The organism is Micromonospora sp. NPDC050417 (genome assembly GCF_044458865.1).
Taxonomy (GTDB): domain Bacteria; phylum Actinomycetota; class Actinomycetes; order Mycobacteriales; family Micromonosporaceae; genus Micromonospora_G.
Genome location: NZ_JBITIH010000003.1, coordinates 337,344 through 359,766 on the forward strand (window position 1 = coordinate 337,344; position 22,423 = coordinate 359,766).

Below are 22,423 nucleotides of genomic sequence, written 5' to 3' on the forward strand. Positions count from 1 at the left end.
CTGTTGACGAGCATCGACGGCCGCCGCTGGTCAGGCGAACCAGCTCACCGACAACTCGTCATCGACGCCGAGGACTTCATGATGGACAGATTGATCAAACGTTTCAAGGCGCCCAGTGAGCTGATCCGGCCGACCGTAGCGGCTGGCCCGCTTGTCGTGAGGTTGATTCCTCGTCTGCGTACCGCCATCGGGGCTGCGGGGGCGGGTGACCGGCGGGGCGCTCACTGCCGCCGCCTCACGATGGCGGCGGATCCACCGGGACGCCGGTGGATCCGCCGTGGCCAGTTGGAATACATATGGACCAATGTTCTACCGGCCCCGCTTCGAAATGATCTGAGCGGGGTTCAGCGGGCGGCGATGTGGTCATGACCCTCTACGTCTCCCGAAATGCCACCGCCGGCACGGCCTCCAGGCCGCGCCCGGTGGTGCCCACTCACACAGAATCATCGGCGATCGGGCGGGCGGGGGTCGTGTGGGCTGATCCCCCTCTGCTCACCCATGCCTGGCGCCGCCTATTCGCGCAAGCGACCGGTAAAGGCGGTCACGTGTGATCGCCAAGGTCCTGGTGGCTGGGCCTGCCGGCTTCACAGGCTCGCACCTGTCGACGCGCTGCTGGCGCCGCTACCTCCCGGCGTGCGGACCTCAGCCGCGACTCGCCACGGCAATCGTTCGGCTGAATTTCGTCGCTGAAACCCCGACGGCCGAGAGGAGAACCTGATGCGTACTTCGGCGATGACCCAGACCAAGCCTCCATGGGACTGGGAGTTCGACTGGCACCTGACGAACCGCTGCAACTTCTTCTGCGAGTACTGCCACCCGCAGATCCGCTACGTGCTCAACCGCAAGCACCTCGACGAGCCGGCCCCGGAGCTGGTGGTCCAGCGCTTCGACGAGCTGGGCAAGGTCTGCCTGGTCCACATGTCCGGCGGCGAGCCGTTCATGTTCCCCGGCTTCGTCGAGTTGTGCCAGGGCCTGACCGGCAACCACTTCATCAGCATCAACACCAACCTCGCCTCCGACGGCATGGAAGAGTTCGCCGAGCGTGTCCCTGCCGACCGGGTGGCGAAGATCGTGGCCGCGATCCATCAGCCCGAACGCGAACTGCGCGGGCTGGAACTCGACGCGTACGCCCGCAACTACCTGATCCTGCGGCGTGCCGGGTTCGACGTGACCGCCCTGTACGTGCTGTACCCGCCGCTGCTGCCCCGGCTCGCCGCCGACCTTGACCGGCTGCGCGAACTGGGCGTGGACCACGTACGAGCCAAAGTGTTCAAGGGCGTCTACGAAGGCGTGCGCTACCCAGAGGGCTACACCGACGAGGAGAAGGCAGTCGTCCTAGCCAACTCCGGCGAGTACGTCTTCAACCGGCCGTACCTCGACGGGATGCTCTCCTTCCGCGGCCAGGCGTGCACCGCCGGAGTCACCTCGTTCAAGGTCACCGTCACCGGCGATGTACGCCGATGCGCCTCCGTACCGACCGGTTACGGCAACCTCTACGACGGCACCTTCCGGCCCGCCGACGTCAACGAGCCGTGCCCCGCCAAACGGGTTCTGGTCCTGTCGCAGTGCCTCTCCTACCTCGTCGACCCGCCGGTCCGCCCCGAACAGGGCGTCGACCCGGACGACATCTGACCCCCGAAGGGCACACCCCCATGCAGATCTCGATCCGTCACGCCTGCATCGACCCAGACGACCAGCCATTCGACGTCGCCGAACGCAAAGGCATCGGCCACCCGGACAGCCTCGCCGACCTCGTCGCCGACGCGTTCTCCCAGCGCTACTCGTCCTGGTGTCTACGTGAGTTCGGCGCCATCCCCAACCACTGGGTCGACAAGGTCAACCTCGTCGGCGCCGCCGCCGACGTCCGCTTCGGTGGCTTCGACATCCTCAAGCCCGCCGACTGCTACCTCTTCGGAAAAATCACCGACCAGGTCGGCGAGACGCAGGTTCCGATCGAGGAGATCTTCCGGGAAGTCGTCCTCGAAGTCCTCCCGGCCGCGCTCGGTGACAGCCGCATCCTCGAACACCTGCGCCTGCACATCAACAACACGCGGGGCACCGCTGTCGACCACGACCCGAGGTTCTACCGTCCGGACGCGGCGCGGGACATCAGTGCCGTACTCGCGGCCGAGTCGGTCGCCAACGACACCGTGGTCTGCGTCGGCACCGCCCGCCAAGGGCTCGCCGCCGACCTCGCGATTCGCCTGGAACGCCGGCTCACCAACGAGGGATTCCGGCAGATCGTTCCCGCTGCCGGGACCGACGTGAAGGTCATGGTGGTCCGGATCGGCTCAGCGCTGGAAGTCACGGCCGCCGTGCCATTCCATCCCGAACTCGTGGAGTCATGGCAGGCGTACCGGGCCGCACTCGCCGAGGCGCAAAGCACCGTATCCGCCGAGCTGAAGTCTCTGCTTGACCAGGATCCCCGAGCGCGCGCGGTCACCGGCCTGTCCCTGCATCTCAACACGAAGGATGTGCCGGGTCGCGGCTACCTGGCGCCGTTCGGCACATCGCTCGGCAAGGGGCGACTGCGGTGCGGTCGGGCGTGGCAACCGGTACAGCGGGGCCATCGAGCCGCTGCGCCCGGCGAGCGGCGAGGCGCCTGCAGGTAAGAACCCGGTCCACCACGCCGGCAAGATCTACACCGCTGTCGCCGCAGAAGCGGCCGAGCGGGTGCTGGCCGAAACCTCGGTCTACGCCGAGGTCACCATCGCAGCCCGCAACGGCAGCCAGCTCGACGACCCGGCACACGTCCTCGTCTCGGTGGACCGCGAGGTCAATGCTGCCACCGTGGCCGAGATCGAAGAGGTGGTGCGGTGCGCCGTTGCCGGGGCTCGGACCTTCGCCGCCCGCTTCCTCGCCGCCGACCCGCTCGCCCGGTTCCGTGACGGAGTCCCGCTATGACGACGAAGACGCTCTCCGAGGTGCATCAGCGGCACATCGCCGCCCTGCGCAACCAGTCTGCGGTCATCGACGCCGAAGGCCTGCGCATCGGCTCGCAGTACGTGATGTTCTTCGCCGAGGCCGACCTGATGCGTGAGCACGCCGCCCGGCTCACGGAGGGCTTCGCCCGTCCGAACGTGCTGGAGGTCGGACTCGGCTTGGGTGTGTTCGCCACCCAACTGTCGGGCTGCGACGTCGGCTCGTACACAGCGATCGAACCGCACCCGGGTGTGGCCCTGATGGCCCGCGCCCGGGTGATCGAAACCTTCGACGTCCCGGTACGGGTGTACGCCGACCCGTGGCAGCTCGTGACACTGCCGGCCGGCGCCTTCGACGCGATCATGTATGACACCTGGCCTCCCGACGGGCACGCCGATCCCGACTTCGCCGAGTTCGTCGCCCGCGTCGCGATGCCCTGCCTGCGCCCCGGCGGCCGGTTCAGTTTCTTCCACAGTGGCACCTCGATCGGCCCGGCCCGCCGAAAGGTCCTCGATCGGCACTTCGCGGAATGGACCGCCCACCCGCACACCATGCCGGCCGAACAAACCCCGCCGCATTGGACCAAACCCAGCCGCGATTTCCTGATCCCGATCGCCACGAAAGGCGGCGCCTGATGACCCCACCGATCGCGCCGGCGGTATCCGCGCAGCAGATCGACCGGTTCGCCTCGCACGGGTACCTCGTCCTGCCGGACCTGATCCCGCCCGCCACCATCCAGGAACTCCGCGTCGAGGCCGACACGCTCCTCGGTCACCGGCTCGCCCGGATGGTCGCCACCAGAACACTCGACCCGCGTGTCACCTGGTGGCGCCTCAGCAGCGGCGAACCATACGTCCTCAAGGTCAAACCGGTCGTCGACCTGTCCTCGACTGCTACGGCGGTGGCCGACAGTCCCGAGGTGCGCGCCGTCGTCGCCGACCTGCTCGGTGCGCCACCGAAGCTGATGGACAACAAGCTCATGTACAAGCAGACCGTCGACATCACCGCCGGATGGGCAGCACTACCGGTGCTCGGCGAAGAGGTCCGCAAGCACACCGACGACGCCTACTACGCCGCCCGCGGCTACCCACGCGTACTCACCGTCGCCGTCTGCCTCGACCCCTGTACCGAAACGGCCGGCGCGCTGCGGGTCTGGCCCGGCAGCCACCGCCACACCATCGAGATGATCCCGACCGACAACCAGGGACCCGTCGTACCCGATGCCGCGGCACCCGACGCGACGGCCGTGACCCTGGTCGCCGAGCCCGGCGCGGTACTGATCTGGGACGCGGCCCTGGTTCATGCCAGCGGACCGAACACCTCCGGCCACCCACGTCGACTGCTCGTGCTCGGCTACAGCCCCGCCCACCAGGACAACGGGGAGCCGCGATGAAGATCCTCATGCTCGGCGGCACTCGATTCGTCGGGCGGCACATCGTCGAGGAATGCCTGACCCGCGGCGACGACGTCACCGTGCTCTACCGGGGCCGCTCACCATCGCCGTTCGCCGGGATCGCCCGACACGTCCTGACCGACCGGCGCGCACCGACCGTCGAAGCCGCCGCCGTTCTCGCCGAACCATGGGACGCGGTCATCGACACCAGCGCCCGCGACGTCGACGACCTGCGCCCCGTCCTGCCCCTACTCAGCAGCGTCGGCCGATACCTGTTTATCTCCACTTGTGGCGTATACCGAAGAGCACCCGGCCGTTATGGGCTGACCGAACGGGCGCCCACGATCGCGGCCGACGCCTCCCACCCGGTACGCGCCTCCGCCACCCGCAAACTCCGTTGCGAGCGGTACCTCCGGCGTCGCCTCGACCGGATCCACGTGCCCCTGCTCATCGCCCGACTCGGCCTGGTCATCGGCCGGTACGACGACAGCGAACGCCTGGCCTACTGGCTCGAACGTGCACTGCGCGGCGGCGACGTACTGGTCCCCATGAACGACCGTCAGTCCATCCAGCTCATCGATGCCACGGACGTCGCCCAATTTCTGCACAACGCCGCCGACCGGCAACTGACCGGCGTCGTCAACGTCGCTGGCCCTCAAACGACCGCCCGAACCCTGGTAGACACGGTCCTGACCCGCGCTGGCCGAGCCGTCACTCCCTGCCGGGTCGGCGAAGAATTCGCCCTCACCCACCGCGTACAACCGTGGACCGAAATCCCGCTGTGGTTGCCCGCCACCAGCCCCGAACTGGCACTCATGTCGGTCATCAACAGCCGCGCCACCAGCGCTGGCCTGACCCTCCGACCACTCGGCGACAGCATCACCGATGCACTGGGCTGGCAGACGCTACGACGCGGCTGGTCACAACGCTGGCTCGATCATGCCCGCGAGCGGGATCTGCTCCAGCGCTGGCGGGGGTGACGGCGGTGCTGCCCTACACCCAACCCGCGCCTTACCACTCGCAGTGGGGCGAGGACCGCTGGCTCGCAGAGAACTACCATCTCCCGACGCACGGGGTATTCGTCGACATCGGGGCCGGCGACGGCGTACGCGGCAGCAACAGCCTCTACTTCGAAAACCTCGGCTGGCGCGGACTCTGCGTAGATGCCGACCCCCGTAACCACCAGCGACTCCGCCACCGCTGCTGCGCCGTGGACACCTGTGCCGTATCCGCCATACCCGGCCTCTGGCCATTCGGCATGTACGCCCACAAACCGTCCTGGTCCGGCTTGGGCCTAACCGGCAAGGACTATCGGCAGATCATGGTCGCCTGCCGGACCCTGGAAGACCTCCTCGACCAGCGGCGCATCGACCAGATCGACCTGCTGAGCATCGATGTCGAAGGCAACGAACTCGACGTGTGGGACTCCTTCGACCACACCCGGCACCGGCCAGCCATCGTCATCATCGAATTCGACGACGACCACCCCGACCGCCACCGCCACATCATCCAACGCCATCTCGGCGCGGGCGCCTATGAAGTGGTCCACGAGACACCAGCAAACCTGATTCTGAGCCGAACCGACCGGCCGTGGCGGCGACGCCGATGACCAGGCCCGGTCTGCCGATCAACCAGCTACTGCCCGCCGGCAGGGTGATCGTTGTCTGCGGTCGCGCTGACGACGCGCGAGCCTGGAGAGACCTGCTCGGCCCGGCCCGATGCCTCGCTCTCGCCCTGGACGATGCCCCGCCCGAGACCCGCCGCCGGACGCTGCGCGGCGCGTCCGACCACCTCGCATGGCAACACCACGCCATCGGCGGGCTCGACGGCTCCGGCTGGCTCGCCCGTCCGGCGGACGCCTTCGACCCGGACAACAGCGCGACGCTCGTTCTACCCGACCCGCTCGATCCGCCACACGCCGGCAGCCGGAGACGAATCGGCGTCAGACAGCCTGCTTGGCGGCTCTTCGAGGACAAGACCGTGGTCGACGCGCTCTGGGACGCCGCCAGTGTGCCCCGAGCACAGTCGATCGTCAGCGATGGCACGGCTGACCTCGCGATGCTCGGGGCGATCGTCGACCAAGGCACCGGAGTCGTCTGCTCTTGCCAGCCACTTGGTGCCGGCCCGTCGGCCGGCGGCGACGGCATCTGGTGGTGGCGCAACGGCCTACCACCGACAACGATCCCGACCGCCGAACCCGGGACCTGGCGAGTCCGGCTCATGCCGCTCCTGGAAGGCGTCCCGGTACGCCTTCACGGGCTGGCCCTCACCAGGGGCGTCATCCCGTTTCCGCCCATGGAACTCGTGACACTTCCCCGCACTGAGCAAGGGACCTTTCTCTGCGCTGGCGCTGTTCCCACCCTCGGCCACGCCGCCAACCTCGTCACCCAGACCGAACGCCTCGGCTCTTGTCTACGCGAACGCCTCGGTTACCGCGGCGGCTTCTCCGTCGATGGCATCCTCACCGCCCGCGGGTTTCTCCCCACCGACTTCAACGCCCGGCTCACCTCCGCAATGGAAGCCGCGCCCCCTGACCTGCGAGTCTTGCTACACACGGTGAACCTGCTCGTGCGCAACGGAATCGAACCTGACACCAGCGCCGTCGAGCAGTTAGCGGAGGAGACCTTTACCGCTGGCGCCACCTGCACGATCTTCGGCGCTGCTACGCACGCCGACGAGAAGGCCCCTCGTGAGGCGTCGGTCCACTGGGACGGCGACCGACTGGTCCTGGATCCGAGGGGATCCGACGGAGGTCTCGTTGTCACACCGTCCCCTCGTGGTTGGCTGCTAACCGCGACCCTTGCCACCGACCGGCTTCCGAGCGGTGGCCGGGTCGGACCCGTGGCGCCCGAGGTCTTCCGGTTCAGCGACGAGGTCCTCGGCACCAACTTCGGCAACCTCGCACCGCCATTCGACACACGGTCCACCATCCGCCTGCCGGTAGCCCGGCTCAGCTCCGAGTCCGCAAAGGAGTAGACCTGCCGACAGGGGCGGCCGCGTTCGTCAGCGCCTGCAAACGTGGCCGCCCGAGGTTGGTACGCATGGACTACAAACAGGCTAAAGGCGTAAGGCGCGCGGGGAGGAAGCATGTTCCGGGATGTTGCCACGATTGTATCGACGCTGCTGGCGGCTGGGGCACTAACCGTGTCGATCGCGGCCTTTCGAGGGCAACGTAGGCGTGAGGACTTTGAGCTTGCCCGTTCCCTGCATGAAGACCTAACGAGCGGTGAGGTGGCGCAGGCCCGCGATCGGCTAGGCAACCTGGTGCGCAGCAAGGGGTCCCTCGATCCCGACCAAAAGCGGCAGGCCATGACGGCCTACTTCACGTTGTTGTGGTGCTTCGAGCGCATTGACATTGGCCGACGGACCCTTGCTACAAGCCCCTCCAAACGGGCGTTGCACTTTCTGATCAACTCGATCCGGTGGCATGTGGAGGAATGGGAGAAAATGCTTCCGGAGGTCCGCCGTAGGTTGGCGGATGGCTCCAAGGAGCCTGACGACGGAGATTCCACGAAGGCGCTCGGGCAGTTGGTGGAGGCCGTACGGGATGTTCCTGCAGTTGATACCAGCCAGGCGAGTGGGCGTGGTTGAGGGCGCCAATGGCTACATGCGCTCCGGGGTGGCGATGCCGAGCAGGTACAGGCCGTGGCGCAGGACGCGGGCGGTGAGGTCGCACAGGGCCAACCGACTGTTCCGTACCTCGCCTTCGGCGCGTAGGACGGGGCAGTGTTCGTAGAAGCCGCTGAAGGTGGCGGCGAGGGTGTGCAGGTAGCCGGCGAGCCGGTGGAATTCGAGGGTCTGCTCGACGGTCGTGACGACGGCGCCGAAGTTGGCCAGTTCGAGGGCGAGGGCGTGTTCGGCCGGGTGCCCGATCGTGATCGGGGTGACGGTGAACTGGTCGATCCCGGCTCGCCGGAAGATGGACCGGATCCGGGCATGGGCGTACTGCAGATACGGGGCGGTGTTGCCGTCGAGGGAGAGCATCCGTTGCCAGTCGAAGACGTAGTCCTTGATCCGGTCGGTGGACAGGTCGGCGTACTTGATCGCGCCGATGCCGACCGCCCGTGCCACCTCGGCGATGTCCGCTTCGCTGAGGTCGGGGTTCTTCTGCCGGGCCAGTTCGGCGGCCCTGGTCACGGCCTCGTCGAGCAGTCCGACGAGTTTGATCGACCCACCGGCCCGGCTGCGCAGCATCTTGCCGTCCGAGCCGAGGATCGAGCCGAAGCCGACGTGTTCGGCACGGGCGGGTGCCGGTAGCCAGCCGGCCTGCCGGGCGACCGCGTAGACCATCTCGAAGTGCTGGCGTTGCGGCAGGCCGACGACGTAGAGCAGCCGGGTGGCGCCGAGATCCCGGGTCCGGTGGCGGATCGCCGCGAGGTCGGTGGCGCCGTAGCCGTAGCCGCCGTCGCGCTTACGCACGATGATCGGCAGCGGCTGCCCGTCCCGTCCCGTGAATCCCTCCGGGAAGACGCAGGCGGCGTCGCCGCTGTCGGACAGCAGCCCGAGCCGGTCCAGTTCGTCGGTGACCGGGGTGAGCATGTCGTTGTAGTAGCTCTCGCCGTAGAAGTCCTTCTCCGTGAGCAGGACACCGAGCTGGTCGTAGACGGTCAGGAAGTACTTCTCCGACTCGGCGACCAGCAGCCGCCACAGCCGGAGGGTCAGCTCGTCGCCGCTCTGCAGGGCGACCACCCGCCGTCTGGCCCGCTCCTTGAACGCGTCGTCGGCGTCGAACTTGACCCTGGCCGCCTTGTAGAACGAGTCCAGGTCGCCGACGGACAGTTCGTGAGCGGCCTCCGACTCGCCCAGGTCGAGCAGGTGCTCGATGAGCATCCCGAACGGTGTACCCCAGTCGCCCAGGTGATTGGCCTTGGTCACCCTGTGCCCGAGCCATTCGAGCAGCCGTACGGCGGCGTCGCCGATCACGGTCGACCGGAGGTGCCCGACGTGCATCTCCTTGGCCACGTTCGGCGCCGAGTAGTCGATGACCACCGTCTCGGGGGCGGCACTCGCCGGGACACCGAGCCGGGCGTCTTCGGCCATGTCGGACAACAACGAGCTGAGAGCCGGGTCGGCGACCGTCAGGTTGATGAACCCGGGGCCGGACACCTCCACGGCCGAGCAGAGGTCCGCCAACGCCGCCTGGTCGAGTACCTCGGTGGCAATGTCCCGTGGCGGGCGGCCGAGCCGACGCGCCAGGGACAGCGCGGCGTCGGACTGGAAGTCCGCGTGCTGCGACCGCCGCACGACCGGATCCACCGGTCCCCCGGCCACGGCCGAGAACGCCTGGGCCAGCCGGTCGGCCAGCAACTTCTCAAGATTCATGACAGGTACGCCAATCTCGCTCCGATCCGTCCCGGGTGGGAGGCGGATCTTCCGGAAATGATCAGGGAGCGGATCGATCGACGTCCAGGGTTGACCGGCGGATCGATCCGCCGGTCGCAAAGGTGGTCAGCTCAGGCGGTCAAGTGCGGCTCGCAGGCGAGCCAAGGTTCGCTCACGTCCGAGGATCTCGATCGACTCGAACAGCGGCAGCCCGACGGTGCGACCGGTCACCGCGACCCGTACCGGAGCCTGCGCCTTGCCTAGCTTGAGGCCCCGCTCAGCGCCGATCGCCTCCAGCGCCGCCTTGAGCACCTCGGCCCGCCACTCGCACGTCCCGTATACCTCGACCACGGCAGCCAGTAGGGCTGGGGCGTCGACGTTCATGGCCTTTGCCCACGCTGCCTCGTCAGCGGCCGGCTCATCAAGGAACAGAAAATCGACCATCGGCACGATCTCGGAAAGCACCGCGATCCGGGTCTGAGCCAGTTCGGCGACAGCGGCGAAGGCGTCAGCGTCGTACGCCTCCGGCCGCCACGGCACGGTCTCAGCGCTCAACCACGGCTGGCACGCCTCGGTGAACGCCTCGACCGACATCGCCCGGATGTAGTCCCCGTTGAAGGCTCGAAGCTTCTTCACGTCGAAGAACGCCGGCGAGGGATTCACATCCTCCAGCCGAAACTCCGCCACGATGTCGTCCCAGGGCAGGATCTCCCGATCACCCGACGGCGCCCATCCGAGCAACATCAGATAGTTACGCATCGCCTCGGCGAGATACCCCTCGGCACGGAAGTCCTCCAGGGCCACCCGGTCCCGACGCTTGGACAGCTTCTGCCGCTTCTCGTTAACCAGGATCGGCGCGTGCACCCACACCGGCGGCTCAGCGCCCAGCGCCTCCCACAGCAGCTGCTGCTTTGGCGCGTTCGGCAGGTGTTCCTCCGCCCGGATCACGTGGCTGATGCCCATGACCATGTCGTCGACCACGTTCGCCAGCAGGAACACCGGCGACCCGTCGCCGCGGGCGATCACGAAGTCCTCGATCAGCGCGTTGTCGAAGGTCGGCTTGCCGCGTACCAGGTCGACGATCACGGTCGAACCCTCGTCCGGCGTACGGAACCGAACAGCCCGACCTTCCCCAGCGGGCAGGCCTCGGTCCCGACAGAAGCCGTCGTAGCCCTTGTGCTCACTGCCCGTGCGGGCGACGACCTGATCCCGCGTGCAGTCGCAGTAGTAGGCGAGGCCGGCGGCGAGGAGCCGATCGATCGCCTCGCGGTGATGCTGGGCGTAGTCGGACTGGAACAGCGGCCCCTCGTACTCGTCCGGGCCGATACCAAGCCACTCCATCGCGTCGAGGATGCCCTGGACCCACTCCGGGCGGCTCCGCGCCGCATCCGTGTCCTCGATCCGCAGCACCATCGTCCCGCCCGACTGTCGGGCCAACACCCAGTTGAACAGGACAGACCGGGCGTTACCGACGTGAAACATTCCCGTCGGGGAGGGCGCGAAGCGCACGCGGATGCTGGAGCTCGTCACGGAGAGCAGCCTACCGGGCCGCGCAGGATCGTTGGTTTCAATATCTTGGTCAAGGCAGGAGACATGATCTGCGGCGACTTTGGCGTACGGCACGAGTTCCCACAGCGCGTGATCATGGAGGCCCCAGAGGCTCATCCAGCCAGCTACTTCGCGAAAGTGAAACTAAGACCCGGCAGCGAACGCGATCATCCAGCCTCCTAATTCGGATGCCCAGACCGCTGCGGCTCGCGGTGGAGACTTCAGAGAGCGGCGAGTTGCAACTCGGGGACATGTTCGGTGGCGGCGTCGATGACGGCAAGAGCGAGCGTCGCAGGTAGCGCCGCCTGAGTAGCCAGTGTCGCGGCCGTGACCTGTCGTTCGTCGAGTAGTTCAACGGCCTTGCCGAGCAGGGATGGCGCTTCACGAGGGCCGAGGTCGCCGGGTTCGGGGTAGCCCCACTGGGCGAGGAGACTCATGCCTCGGCGGTAGGTGTGGTCCCGGTAGACGCCAAGTTCGTGTGCCCGGGAAACGAGCGCTTTGAGGCTGATGCCCCAACGGCGTTTGAGTTCGTGAAGCCGATCGAAGTCGAGCCGGGCCGGTAGTTCGTCGCGCAGCACGACGGTGGGTGCGAGGAACTCGGAGGCGAACGCGGTGGCTTCCCGTTCAAGAATCTGGCTGCCGGGTTCGGCGTCGTGGTGCATGAGTAGGTGGCCGAGTTCGTGCGCGGTGTCCATGCGGGAGCGGGCCTTGTCGTCCTTGGCCGGGCTGAGGAACACGAACGGGCGCTGGCCATACCAGTGGGAAAAGGCGTCGACCCGTTCGGAGACGTCGGGCAGGGCAAGGACGATCACCCCGTACGACTCCAGCAGCCGCACCATGTGCGGCACTGGGGCCTGCGCGAGGCTGAACGCTTCCCGGGCGGTGGTGGCGGCGGCCCGTACGTCGTCCGGCCCGGCGGGGTCGGCCAGGTCCAGGTGCGGCAGCCGCAGCTCTGGCAGCCGCAAGTGCCGTTCGATCACCTCGACCACCCGCCAGGCAACCTCGCCAAACGCCTCCGCCTGGTCACGCTCGGCCTGGGTGGCCGTATGGAGGCTGCGAAAGTGCGCGTGTCCCGGGGTAGCCGGGGTAGGGAACCCGCCGGCGAAGAATCTCAGCGAAATGCGCCGAGATCTCCCCGGTCGTGAGGCCTTTCGCATACAGCGACAGCACGACCTCGTCGACCCCGGACAACCTGCGCTGCCGCTTGCGCACGATCTGTGGCTCGAACGTGCCCGCCCGGTCCCTGGGCACGTCGATCTGGACCGGTCCGGTGGTATCGGTCATGACCGTCTTCGACCGGGTCCCGTTACGGACGTTGCCCGACCGCCCATCGCCGGCGGTCTCGTGTTTCTCGTAGCCGAGGTGCCCGGTCATCTCCTCGTTCAGCGCGGTCTCCAGGACCGTCTTCGTCAACTGCTTGAGCAGCCCGTCCGGGCCGGTCAAGGACAGGCCCTGTTCCTTGGCCAACCGGACCAGATCGGCGGCGGCCTTCGCCTCCGCCGACAACTCGGCCTTGACCTTCCTCGGGGTCACATCGTTCAGTGTCGCAGTCATCACGGCACCCTCCTCACCAGGCACAACGCCCGGCAGGTCAGGCCGGAAACACCCTTAAATCCACAGACCCCTGAGTGTGGGCGTGGCGAGGTCGGTGCAACATGGGTGCCTCACCGGGATGGACTTGCCGTAGCGGGACGAGCCCGCCTTATACGAGCCGCGACAGTTGATCCATGGCGGTTCCTTCAGCTGCAGCGCGGTGCACCAACTCTGGAGCCGCACCCAATGCCGAATGAAGAAGCCGTAGCTCCAGCAATCCGCCGATCGGTCGGGCGCCTCACAGGTACTCGTCTGCTAGCGAGCAGAGGTGTAGAACGCTCGGATATTTGGTGGCCTGCTCGGTGTGGGCATGTGATCTACGCAGCAGTGACACCAGAGTGGCGAGGGCTGCCGGATCGTCGTTGGGCTGTTGGTGGGCGACGCAGATCTCCAGGGGCACTGGGTTGGACGCCTGCACGGAGAAGTTTGTGTGGATGTCGGGGTCGAGCTTCGTGCGGCCGTGCGGAGTTTGCATTTGGTCGGACTTGGGGTTGACGGAGTAGTAGACGCGTTCGCTGGCGCGGAACAGTCCGCTGACCCTGGGGTGGTGCTTGTCGAGGTCGTTGGCGAAGCCGCGGGGGACTTCCATGGTGCTGGAGCGGTCTCGGACGCGGATGATGCGCAGGCCCGGTGTCTTGTCCGGGTTGATGGTCTCGGGCAGATCGGCAGCGTCTTCGATGTCGACGCCGGGCAGGATCAGCTGGTCGGGGCGCAGGTGCTTGTCCTGCATCCAGTCCCAGCCCCAGTTCCGGAATCCGGCGGCTCGGACCATGATGATGCGGTCGTGGGTTGCCGAATCGGCGGCGCCGCCGATGCCGAGGACGTTGACGAGGAAGCCGGCGAGGATCTGCTTCTGTTGTCGGCCGGGGCCGATGCGTCCTTTGCCGTCGGCGAGGAGGGCGGGTAGGTCGGCGTAGGGGACCGTGTGAGAGGGGCTGCCGTCCGCGCCGGGGAGGTAGGCGGTTGCGGTGCCGTCGGGTTGTTGGCGGATGACAATCGGGATGCAGGTGGGACCGTCGTGGTGTAACCAGATCCCGACCTGCTCGATGTCGGGCAGTCCGACGGGCATCTGGTAGGGACCGAAACGGCCGAGCTGGCGCAGGCAGTCGTTGATCGCGGACGCCACGCGCAGGATGGTGCCGGCACCGAACCGTGTGCCGGGGTAGGGCTCGGGCTTCTTCCGTTTGGCGTTCTCGGGCCAGGTCTTCGGCTCGGTGAACAGCTGGGCTGGCCTCAGGCACTGCAGGCGCCGGTTGGTGCGGGCGAAGGCCTTTTTCAGGCCGGGCTTCGGGTCGATGAGCCTGGCTCGTTGGAAGAAGGCAGCGTCCTGCAGTTCGACGATGGCCCCCAGGCGTTCGGTGCTCCCGCCGAGGGCCTCCCTTGCAAGCCGGTTGGTGTGCAGCTGGAGCATGGCGTCGTCGGTCTTCTTCTTGTCCGGGTCGGGTTGGACGCCGACGCCGACCTCGGCACCGTTGCGCAGGCGGACGGCGATGTTGAGGTCGCCGTGGAAGCGGACCACGCTGATGTCGGCCGGGTCAGGCTCGCGTGCGAGGCCGAAGTGGTGCTCCAGGGTCGCAAGTACGGCCTCGCGAGTGATGTCGCTCTGCATCCACAGCTCGACGGTGTACGTGGCGTTCGGGTCGAACGCGGCCTTGATCTTGCGGGTGGCACGGGAGCCGACACGCTCGAGGTCGGGCAGCGGCCGGATCCCGCGGGTGGCGAGGAGGTCACGCAGCCTGTAGTGGACGTCGACGTGGTCTCCTGGCACCAGGCCGGTGTTGGCGGCGTGAACAAGTGTCTTGGCTCGTCTGGTTTCCTTGCCGTCGGCGTCCACGCTGGGTGCGGCGTCGGCGTCCGCAGTTTGACTCTTGGTGCCTTCGCTGTACAGCACGTAGGCGCGGATGGCCCGTTCGTCGAGCAGGTCGGCGGCTGCTGCCGGGTCGGCGAGGGTCTTGTGCGGGTCGGGGAACGACAGCTGGGTGAGCTTCGCGAGGGCGCGGGCCAGGCCGGGGCTCCACTGCCACTGCCAGCCGCCGCCGGGGATCCGCATCTGGCGTGCCGGCGCGGCCAGCAGGGTGTGGGGTTCGTCGTCGCGGCCGAGGAAGCCTTGTGGTCCGTGGAGCCAGATGGTGGCTGAGGTGGGGCCTTTGCCACGCGACGGCACGTAGGCCACGGGCATGAGGGGGAAGCGGCTGATGCTGACGTCGGCGTGGATGCGCGGTACGGGCAGGTTGGGTGCCGTCTCCACGTGGAAGTCGATCTTGGCGGTGACGAGTCCGGGGCCGGCGCGGTCGTCGTCGGTTCGCTGGGGCGGCCAGAGGACGGCGCTGCGCCGGCCGTCGCTTCTGGGTGGCCCGAGGATGAAGTCGCGCCGGGCCTTGCCGAGCAGGTCGAGTTTCTTGTCGACGACCTCTTTGGCGAGGAACGAGGGCAGCATCTGGTAGACGTGCGGAGCCACCGCGGCGGTGCCGTTGGCGCGGACGGCGAATTCGAGGAGATTGAAGCAGCGGCGTTCGAAGACGAGGTCGGCTGGTTTGAGCATCTGGTACCAGTCAACCTGGTCCGTGATCTCGGTGGTGGCCCAGCTGGCGATCGCGTCGGTGACCACGTACGTGTCGATGCCGGGGAACGCGACGATGAAGTCGTCCGACCTCAGGTCCCAGTTGACGTACATGATCGCCGGGTCGATGCCGCAGAGGAGCTCTTTGAGGCTGCTGGTGGGCAGCGAGTGCCCGGGGCGGCCGAACGGCCGGGTGCGCCATTGCTTGTCGAGTTCGGTGAACCAGGTGGCGGGCATCGCTGCGACGTCGCACTCTACGTCCCAGCGGGTGCCTGGCTCGATGTCGAACGCGAGCAGGCGCAGGTGGTCGCCGGTCGTCCTGCGGGGCGGTTTGGCCGTGTTCTCGCTGGTCTCGGTGTCGGTCACCGGGGGGTCCTCCTCGATCCCAGGGGGTCGTTGGTGCGGACCAGGTGGCCCATCAGGCCCCACACGGCGGTGTTGACGGCGTGCTCTCGTAGGCGGTGCTGGCTTGCGCCTTCGGCGGGCGTGGCCAGTAGTTGTCCAAGGTACTGGTCGGTGGCCACGACGATGCTGGTACGCGCCGTGTCCGCGGTTTTCTCATCGGGGTCGGCGAGTCGTTCGGCGAAGGCCGCGTCGCACAGCAGCACGGTGGTCGGCTGGTTGCCCCGGATGCTGCGTCCGATGGTCTGGCTCATGGGGACGAGGTTGTTGGCGACGAAGACGCGCCGGTCCTGGGGGTCGAGGGCGCGGAACTGGATCGGGCGGCCGATGGCGTCGAACCAGACCTTGCGGGCGGTGGAGCGGAGTTGCTTCACGAGGCTGCCGACTTCGCCGGGGGCGGCGGCGGGCGGCCGTTGGAGGTGGTCCATGGCCAGTTGGCTCACCAGTGACAGGGGGAAGGCCAGGTCGAAGGGCGGCGGGTGGGAGCGGGTCAGGTAGATGACGGCGCCGAGGGCGGCGGTGTCGTTGGCGTTGAGGATGTTGTAGCCGCGCTGGATCGACATCTCGGCGGCGACGAGGATGTCCTCCTCGCCCGTGCCGAAGCGCCCGACGAGACGGCGTTGGATCCCGCCGACGCCGGGGTCGGCGGCGTCGGGTACGACGATCCGCGCGCTCAACTGGGGCACTCGGGCGTTGATGTGGTCGCCGACGGTACGCGCCTCATCGCCGGACAGGACCACGAACAGGATCTTGCGCCGGTCTTCGGGCAGCTTCGCCCGCAGCTCGTCGACAACGCTGCGCGGCCGGCCGTCGACGGGCTGGCACAGCGCGGTGACCAACAGCCGCAGGGCGTCGTGGCGCCGGCTGCCGGTCTTGCCCGACACGAAGATCGGATCGGCGCCGGTCCTCTGCGCCTTGACTGCCATGTGTGACTTTCGCAGGGCGGTCTCGTCCTCGGAGGGTGGACGCAGCACGGCGGTGGGCTCGATGGGGATGTGGTAGAACGACGATCCGGGCGCCCAGCTGGTGGCGGAGGTGAGCACCACGTGGGGACCCTGCACGCCTTCGCAGGCGAGGAGGTCGTGCGCGTGGTGCAGCAGCCACCGGCCGACACCGTGGACCCACAGCAGTTGCAGCGACGCTCCGCCGTTGCGGCTGTCGGCCCACCGCAGGGCGAGGATGTTGCCCATCGGAGCCTCTGGGACGATCGGCCGGTAATCGCGCGGCGGCTGGTCGGCCCAGAAGGTCTCTTCGTCGGGCAGTTGCAGGTGCTCCCGCACCGATGGGTACATCGTCGTCATTGTGAAGAACGTCGTGGTGATGCGGCCGGCGCAGATGGCTGCCTCGACGACTAAGCGCAGCAGGCCGCGACGCTGGTCGAACCATTCGCGGCACACGTGCTCTGCCTTGATGTTTGGTTCCAGCCACCGGTCGAGCCAGTCGTCGATGGCCAGCGCTACCGCGGCCTCTGTCCGTGGCTGGCGGGTCACCTGGGCGACGACCTCGTCGAGGCTGTGCGGCTGTTCGCTCAGGGGGCTCTCCGCGAATTCCTGCAGCTCGTGGCGGTAGAAGTCGTCGGCGAGGTCCTCGACGCGCTTGTCCCCCTCGCCGCGCGAGGGCAGCCCGAACAGGGTCCGGGCGACGCGGCGCAACAGCGAGTGCGCTGTGAACGGCGCGTCGCCGAGCAACTCCTTCAGCCGCTGTCCAGGCGGCGATAGGGCCAGCCGGTTCAGGACGAAGACCGCGTTCTGGTGGATCTGTAGCTGCGTGTGCCAGCGGTCGACCTCGTCATCGGCCGCCGGCGCCATGCTCTGGTTGTCCAAGGCGGCATTGGTGTACTGGACCATCCGGTGCGTCCAGCCCTTGCCCGCGGCCACCAAGGGCTCGGTCTGCACGAACCGGGAGTCCAGCACCTGTTGGACCGCGTCCGCCTCGTCGATGACGAGCAGGTCGGTGTGCGGCTGGAAGGCCTCGAACCAGCGCATGGACGCGTCAGCCGGTTCCGCGCGGCTGGCGACGAGGCACTGCGCGGTGGTGACCCAGACCTGCGCGTTGGCGATCTCGCGGTGAGCCTTCTGCGCCGGGCAGATCGACAGCAGCGGGCAGTCGTAGGTGGCCGGTTCGCCTGCCTCGGCGTCGCGGAGCTTGCCGTGGCACGGGAACTCGTTTGGCTCCAGCGGCTTCCAGTCGGGGTTGGCCGAGCGCCGGAAGGGTTCCAGCAGGCAGGAGGCGTTCGCGTAGGCGGCAGCCGGGTCGGCAGGGTTGTCGTCGTCGGGCACGAGGACGGGAGATTCCTCGATCGCGCTACGCCAGTACCGTGCGGCGTGCTCGGCTCGGTTGCTGCGCCCGATCAGGGGCACGGCGTCGATGCCGATCGACCGGAGGAACGACACCTTGGCGTAGACGTCACCGACCGAGCCTAGGACCATGCCGACCCGGTTGCCGTGCTCCAGTACCCGGTTGACCGCCAACACGTCGGTGAGGGTGGTCTTTCCCGAGTTCATGAGCCCGACGATGTGAGACACGCCGTCGAGGACGAAAGTCTTGGGCCTGTCGACCAGGCCGGGACCGTTGCGGTCGACGGAGCTGAAGCGCATGTTCTCCGTCAGGCGCTTGTGCCAGTTCCGGTTCGTGATGTGGGGCTTGCCGACGAGCCTTCGGTCGATCTCCTTAGCCGTCTCCAGCAGTTCCTTCTCGAACGACACCGTCCAGCGCTCCCGGGAGCGGCGGGGCACGAGGGGAAGCCGCGCGACGGGCGGGGCCGGCGGCAGCGTCGACGGCAGGTGCACCACCTCGACGCCGTCTCCGACGCGGAACTCGTACCGCCGCCCGGCCGGCGCCGGCGGCCGTGGCGGGGTCAGCGTGTACTGCAGCGGGTCAGCCAGCGCCGCGTCGTACGTCGCCACGCGGTCCTGGCACAGCGCCGAGCCCGCGACGGTGAACACCGTGTTGTCGTTGACCTGCCCGTCCGCGGCGTCCGTGCGGGCGAAGCGCCGCCATTCCTGCGGCACCCGCAGGTAGTGGTTGAGCAGCCTGCGCCAGTAGCCGCGCCGGGCCACGTCACCCATGCGGTGTCGCACCCGCCGGCAGGCCGCCACCAGCTCGGGCGGCAGGTCGACGTACCCAGACAGCAGCGGCTGCAGTGCCCCCACCGGCTCGCCCGGGAAGTGCTTCGTCAGGAAGTGCAGCCCCAGCTCGACCCGGCAGAACGAGTCACGAGCCATCACCGCTTCCGGGAACTGCTCCCGGCGCATCTGCTTCATCAAGCTGTCGCGCCACGACGAGGTCTCTCTCACGCGGCCAACTCCTTCACCCGCTCCTTGACCCGAGCCACCAGCTGGTTCTCGTCGATCGCGTGCACGCCCGCGACCCGCCCGTCGAGTTCGGCCTCCAGGTCGCTGATGTAGCCCGGCTGCACCGCCCGGTGAGCTGGAAGCGCCAGGTACCGCCGGTCGCATGCTGGTGTCTGCGGCCAGGTGAAGCCCCGACCCAGCAGCCGCGCGCTGACCTGGTCCTTTGCGTCCACACCCCAGGTCTCGACGACCTGCGGCACGCCGTTGGCGCCCGGTAGCAGGAACTCGATCAGCACGTCCAGTGCGTCGACTCGGGGGTACGGTGTGACCCTGACCATCCACGCCAGCGAGTCGACCGACAGCGCGTCGATGATCCGCGCCTCGACCAGGCCCGGGTCGTGGATGTACTTGCGTGTCGCACGGTGCTGCTCGTAGATCACCGCTAGGGGCTTGGCCGTCCACGGTTGTGGCGTACCGCTGGGGCACCCCGCGGTCGCGCAGCTGGCTAGGGTGTCAGAGCGCACATTCCCGCACTGAGGGCACAGCAGGTACTCCTGCGGCTCCCGGGCCGGCCGCGCGTGGTAGGCAAGATTGATTAGGCGAAGGACGTACGTCTGGGCGTTGGTGTCTTTCTCCGGGAAGCGCCGCTCAAGGTTGCGAACCTCCCGGTCAGCGACCACAGCGTGGTCGATCAGATAGCGGCGCAGCGCCGCGTATGCATGCTCGATCTCCTCGTCCGAGGAGCCGTTCGCCGACGCGGCGTCCCGCAGCGCCGCGTGCACCTGGTTCTCGATCCACTCGGCCTCTACGTCGTGCCGGGCAAGCCGAGAACCCTGTACCGCGAACTCGGTCAGATCACCGTCGACCAGCAGGCTGTTCTGAAGGTCAGTGATCGACAAGTCGAGCCGCACAGGCCACGCCGCCAGCGGCTGTGTACACAGCTCCAACAGCGTGAGGTCGCTGTCGAGCGGATCGAGGTCCTGGTCGGTATAACGCCACCACAGGCGTGAGAACCCCACCCGCCATGGGGCCGGCAACAGGCCGGTCTCCTTCGCCGATCCTCCTGCTGCCGATCTCCTTCTCTGGATGATGCTGGCCAGGCCGGCGGACAACATCATGACCGTCAGGTAGTCGTCGTCCGGTGTCCGCGCCCTTTCATGTCGTAGGTCAGGGACTGGCGCCTGATCTTGGACGTCCATGGGAGCCGTTCCTCGCAGTAAGAGTTTGATCGGTGCTCCCGGCTGGGAGCAGCATCAGTAGACACTCCACCCCCGACATTTTTGTGGCCCGCACACTGCGTCCGTCGTTTAGTTGCGCAAGAGCTGTCGCGGAGATCGTGCAGAGATTGCGGCGACACCCTTCTCATGATCGCCCGAATCGAAGTTCCGACGATCATCGACGCTACGGCACGTGCTCTCGCCACCTACTTTTCAGCTACCGAAGTGATCTCGATGGTCGAAGGGAGCTCGAATGTACAAGCTGATCGGCCAGCTTCACTAACTCGGCTGCCACGTCACGGTTCCCCCGGCGCGACTGACCTGGCCTGATCACCACGACCGCCTGATCTTGTACCAGAAGGTCAATGGGTCATCCGGCGGTGAGCTGGAACTGTATTCGCATGCTGGAGCCGGCTACTCGGTAGTACTCGAAGCCGCCCGCTGCTAGCGGATTCGGAAGGATGTGCAGGCGGCGCCGGGCTGGGTCGAGGGCGTGGGCGTGGACGACGAATGCGATCAGGTACTCCTCGTCCTCGGCGAGGGCCTGGGCGCGGCGGACCTCCGACTCGCCGAGGGCGATTTCGGGTACGGCGTCTGTCGTCGCCTTGACCTCGATAAGCAGGCGCTTGTCCGGTGTGGTGACCAGGAAGTCGTAGCCGAGGCGGTCGTCGCCGTCTTCCGGGAAGCGTGTGCGGCGGTAGGCGGATCGCCACGTGGTCTCGGGTGGGTAGCCGAATTGGTGGTGGACCCACTCGCCGACCAGCAGTTCGCCGGCGAGGCCGACCCTCGCGGTCACCTCCGGCTGCGGCGACAGCGTCGGGTTGGCCGGGGCGGCGGGTGCTGGTGCCGGTAAAGCGGTGCAGCCACGCCTCTACGGCGATTCGGGCGGCCGTTGCGGCGCGTACGGCGGTACGATGGCCGCCTTCTCTCAGATCTTTCACTGGGGCAGCAGCGCGGTCGATGCGGGTCCAATCGGTGAGGCCGCCGGGCAGACGGCATTGAGCCAATCCCCGATCCGCTTGTTGAGTACGGGCTCGGGAAGATCCCAGTGGCGGTCCAGCCAGTCCGGGTCTGGGTCGAGGCCGGGCAGATCGCGCAGCCGCAGGTATTCGGTCAGCGGCTCGCCACGCCGAACAACGGCGACGAACCGGTCGCGGAGGCGGTCCTGGATCTCGGCGCGATGCTGCTGAAGGTGGGCCGCGAACTGCCGGACGTGCCCGTCGCGGTGGTGTAACGGCGGCAGGCCCAGAGTACGGAAGCCGGCGTTCACCGCCGCCAGGGAGACACCCAGCCGCTCGATCGTGGTGTGCAGGTCGTCCAAGTCGGCGAGGGCGAGGACGGCGCCGGCATCGACCCCTGTGGGGCAAAGCCCGGTCCGCGAGCCAGGCGCGCAGGTCGTCACGCCCGTCGAAGGGCTCCTTGCGGTCGCGCAGTTCCTCACTCCAGCCGGGGGAGATGCGCGGACTCCGGTGAACCGGACCTCGACCAAGGGGCCCTCACCGTGGAGCGGAACCAGCTCACCTCCGGCTACCGGATCGTCGAGGGCGCGCCCAAGACCCCCGCCGGCCGCCGCGCCGCCGCCCTGGACAAACGCCTGGTCCAGGTCCGGCGTGCTCACGGCCGAACAGGATGATCAACTGCAGTGCCTGGCGAAGAAACAGGTAGCCGAACGACAGGATCATGACCGGCATCATGACGCCGTTCATCGATCCCACGGCGGACAAATAGCAGTTCAACGCCCGTGGCCGCGTTTTCGAACGGTAGAAAGTTACGGCCGTCCCAGGCTGAGGGCTGCCCCGAAAGCAGCGACGCTTATGGACGCAAGGGCGGTCACGCCCGCCACCCCAGACGATGCATGCGACGCCAAGGCGACAATCATCGCGGCGGGCATTCCGGCGCAGGCAGTGACAATACAGGCACCCACAGCCCACGGTTTAAGTCTGGAAGCCGACGCCGGGGCTTGTTCTAGACGAGTAAGTCCTATCTCTGGTCAGTGGTCGTAGGCGATCAGGGACCTGGTCACGGGTTGGCCGGTGGTCCGGTTGTGCCAGATGGCGGCGGTCATCGCGAGGAGTCGCTGCGCGACCCTGGCGGCTACGCCTTCGATGCTCCGGCCGCCGTGTAGTTCGAGGTCGAGTTGGCCTTTCAACGTGTCGTTCACCGACTCGATGAG

Annotated in this window: 18 protein-coding genes and 2 pseudogenes; 10 read left to right on the forward strand and 10 right to left on the reverse strand. The window is 67.6% G+C overall.

The genetic code is table 11. From position 1 onward, the window contains the following. Nucleotides 1-365 precede the first annotated feature (365 nt). From amcA to ACIBF5_RS06805, 10 genes are all read left to right on the forward strand, one after another. On the forward strand, nucleotides 366-551 hold the full coding sequence (gene amcA / locus ACIBF5_RS06760) for a multiple cyclophane-containing RiPP AmcA (RefSeq protein WP_396808790.1): 186 nt from the start codon (nucleotides 366-368) through the stop codon (nucleotides 549-551). A 181-nt stretch (nucleotides 552-732) separates the two neighbouring features. Beyond that, nucleotides 733-1,632, forward strand: coding sequence for a radical SAM protein (locus ACIBF5_RS06765; protein ID WP_396808868.1), 900 nt, complete (start codon nucleotides 733-735; stop codon nucleotides 1,630-1,632). A gap of 20 nt (nucleotides 1,633-1,652) precedes the next feature. Further along, nucleotides 1,653-2,612 carry a methionine adenosyltransferase gene (locus tag ACIBF5_RS06770; RefSeq protein WP_396808792.1) on the forward strand — a complete coding sequence of 320 codons (960 nt, stop codon included), beginning with the start codon at nucleotides 1,653-1,655 and terminating at the stop codon, nucleotides 2,610-2,612. Next, nucleotides 2,578-2,904, forward strand: a complete 327-nt coding sequence (locus tag ACIBF5_RS06775; protein WP_396808870.1) for a methionine adenosyltransferase — start codon at nucleotides 2,578-2,580, stop codon at nucleotides 2,902-2,904. Before ACIBF5_RS06770 ends, ACIBF5_RS06775 begins: the two co-directional genes overlap by 35 nt. Beyond that, nucleotides 2,901-3,557 (forward strand): class I SAM-dependent methyltransferase, encoded by a 657-nt coding sequence (locus ACIBF5_RS06780; RefSeq protein WP_396808794.1) that lies wholly within the window; start codon nucleotides 2,901-2,903, stop codon nucleotides 3,555-3,557. Before ACIBF5_RS06775 ends, ACIBF5_RS06780 begins: the two co-directional genes overlap by 4 nt. Further along, nucleotides 3,557-4,315 carry a phytanoyl-CoA dioxygenase family protein gene (locus ACIBF5_RS06785; RefSeq protein ID WP_396808796.1) on the forward strand — a complete coding sequence of 253 codons (759 nt, stop codon included), beginning with the start codon at nucleotides 3,557-3,559 and terminating at the stop codon, nucleotides 4,313-4,315. Before ACIBF5_RS06780 ends, ACIBF5_RS06785 begins: the two co-directional genes overlap by 1 nt. Nucleotides 4,316-4,323: 8 nt before the next feature. Further along, nucleotides 4,324-5,295 carry an NAD-dependent epimerase/dehydratase family protein gene (locus tag ACIBF5_RS06790; RefSeq protein WP_396808872.1) on the forward strand — a complete coding sequence of 324 codons (972 nt, stop codon included), beginning with the start codon at nucleotides 4,324-4,326 and terminating at the stop codon, nucleotides 5,293-5,295. A gap of 5 nt (nucleotides 5,296-5,300) precedes the next feature. After that, a complete protein-coding gene (locus ACIBF5_RS06795) occupies nucleotides 5,301-5,924 on the forward strand; it encodes an FkbM family methyltransferase (RefSeq protein WP_396808798.1) in 624 nt (207 codons plus the stop codon). Next, nucleotides 5,921-7,291, forward strand: coding sequence for a hypothetical protein (locus ACIBF5_RS06800; protein WP_396808800.1), 1,371 nt, complete (start codon nucleotides 5,921-5,923; stop codon nucleotides 7,289-7,291). The genes ACIBF5_RS06795 and ACIBF5_RS06800 overlap by 4 nt, the downstream gene beginning before the upstream one ends. Before the next feature lie 111 nt (nucleotides 7,292-7,402). Next, nucleotides 7,403-7,906: a hypothetical protein gene (locus tag ACIBF5_RS06805; RefSeq protein ID WP_396808802.1), complete on the forward strand. Its 504-nt coding sequence runs from the start codon at nucleotides 7,403-7,405 to the stop codon at nucleotides 7,904-7,906. A gap of 12 nt (nucleotides 7,907-7,918) precedes the next feature. Here the strand turns inward: ACIBF5_RS06805 and argS are convergent, their stop codons facing one another. The 10 genes and pseudogenes from argS to ACIBF5_RS06855 all read right to left on the reverse strand — a co-directional run. Beyond that, nucleotides 7,919-9,637: an arginine--tRNA ligase gene (gene argS, locus ACIBF5_RS06810; protein WP_396808804.1), complete on the reverse strand. Its 1,719-nt coding sequence runs from the start codon at nucleotides 9,635-9,637 to the stop codon at nucleotides 7,919-7,921. Nucleotides 9,638-9,763: 126 nt separating this feature from the next. Beyond that, nucleotides 9,764-11,167: a glutamate--tRNA ligase gene (gene gltX / locus ACIBF5_RS06815; RefSeq protein ID WP_396808806.1), complete on the reverse strand. Its 1,404-nt coding sequence runs from the start codon at nucleotides 11,165-11,167 to the stop codon at nucleotides 9,764-9,766. A 239-nt stretch (nucleotides 11,168-11,406) separates the two neighbouring features. Next, complete coding sequence (locus ACIBF5_RS06820; protein ID WP_396808808.1) at nucleotides 11,407-12,165, reverse strand: ImmA/IrrE family metallo-endopeptidase; 759 nt, start codon at nucleotides 12,163-12,165, stop codon at nucleotides 11,407-11,409. A gap of 127 nt (nucleotides 12,166-12,292) precedes the next feature. Further along, a pseudogene (locus ACIBF5_RS06825) lies at nucleotides 12,293-12,739 on the reverse strand (transposase); the annotation flags it as partial. A 277-nt stretch (nucleotides 12,740-13,016) separates the two neighbouring features. Beyond that, entirely contained in the window at nucleotides 13,017-15,704 is a 2,688-nt protein-coding gene (locus ACIBF5_RS06830) for an RNaseH domain-containing protein (protein ID WP_396808810.1), read from the reverse strand. Continuing rightward, nucleotides 15,701-19,003, reverse strand: a complete 3,303-nt coding sequence (locus tag ACIBF5_RS06835) for a hypothetical protein (RefSeq protein WP_396808874.1) — start codon at nucleotides 19,001-19,003, stop codon at nucleotides 15,701-15,703. Before ACIBF5_RS06835 ends, ACIBF5_RS06830 begins: the two co-directional genes overlap by 4 nt. A gap of 29 nt (nucleotides 19,004-19,032) precedes the next feature. Continuing rightward, nucleotides 19,033-20,145, reverse strand: coding sequence for a hypothetical protein (locus tag ACIBF5_RS06840; protein WP_396808812.1), 1,113 nt, complete (start codon nucleotides 20,143-20,145; stop codon nucleotides 19,033-19,035). A 475-nt stretch (nucleotides 20,146-20,620) separates the two neighbouring features. Beyond that, nucleotides 20,621-21,046 carry a protein NO VEIN domain-containing protein gene (locus ACIBF5_RS06845; RefSeq protein WP_396808814.1) on the reverse strand — a complete coding sequence of 142 codons (426 nt, stop codon included), beginning with the start codon at nucleotides 21,044-21,046 and terminating at the stop codon, nucleotides 20,621-20,623. 141 nt (nucleotides 21,047-21,187) lie between these two features. Then, a complete protein-coding gene (locus tag ACIBF5_RS06850; protein WP_396808816.1) occupies nucleotides 21,188-21,868 on the reverse strand; it encodes a hypothetical protein in 681 nt (226 codons plus the stop codon). 372 nt (nucleotides 21,869-22,240) lie between these two features. Continuing rightward, nucleotides 22,241-22,423 (reverse strand): annotated as a pseudogene (locus ACIBF5_RS06855) (IS982 family transposase); the annotation flags it as partial.

Excerpts from the sequence above, each read along its gene's own strand:
- amcA (WP_396808790.1), top strand. The coding sequence starts at position 366 with ATGACCCTCTACGTCTCCCGAAATGCCACCGCCGGCACGGCCTCCAGG.
- ACIBF5_RS06765 (WP_396808868.1), top strand. The coding sequence starts at position 733 with ATGACCCAGACCAAGCCTCCATGGGACTGGGAGTTCGACTGGCACCTG.
- ACIBF5_RS06770 (WP_396808792.1), top strand. The coding sequence starts at position 1,653 with ATGCAGATCTCGATCCGTCACGCCTGCATCGACCCAGACGACCAGCCA.
- ACIBF5_RS06780 (WP_396808794.1), top strand. The coding sequence starts at position 2,901 with ATGACGACGAAGACGCTCTCCGAGGTGCATCAGCGGCACATCGCCGCC.
- ACIBF5_RS06785 (WP_396808796.1), top strand. The coding sequence starts at position 3,557 with ATGACCCCACCGATCGCGCCGGCGGTATCCGCGCAGCAGATCGACCGG.
- ACIBF5_RS06790 (WP_396808872.1), top strand. The coding sequence starts at position 4,324 with ATGCTCGGCGGCACTCGATTCGTCGGGCGGCACATCGTCGAGGAATGC.
- ACIBF5_RS06800 (WP_396808800.1), top strand. The coding sequence starts at position 5,921 with ATGACCAGGCCCGGTCTGCCGATCAACCAGCTACTGCCCGCCGGCAGG.
- ACIBF5_RS06805 (WP_396808802.1), top strand. The coding sequence starts at position 7,403 with ATGTTCCGGGATGTTGCCACGATTGTATCGACGCTGCTGGCGGCTGGG.
- argS (WP_396808804.1), bottom strand. The coding sequence starts at position 9,637 with ATGAATCTTGAGAAGTTGCTGGCCGACCGGCTGGCCCAGGCGTTCTCG.
- ACIBF5_RS06835 (WP_396808874.1), bottom strand. The coding sequence starts at position 19,003 with ATGAAGCAGATGCGCCGGGAGCAGTTCCCGGAAGCGGTGATGGCTCGT.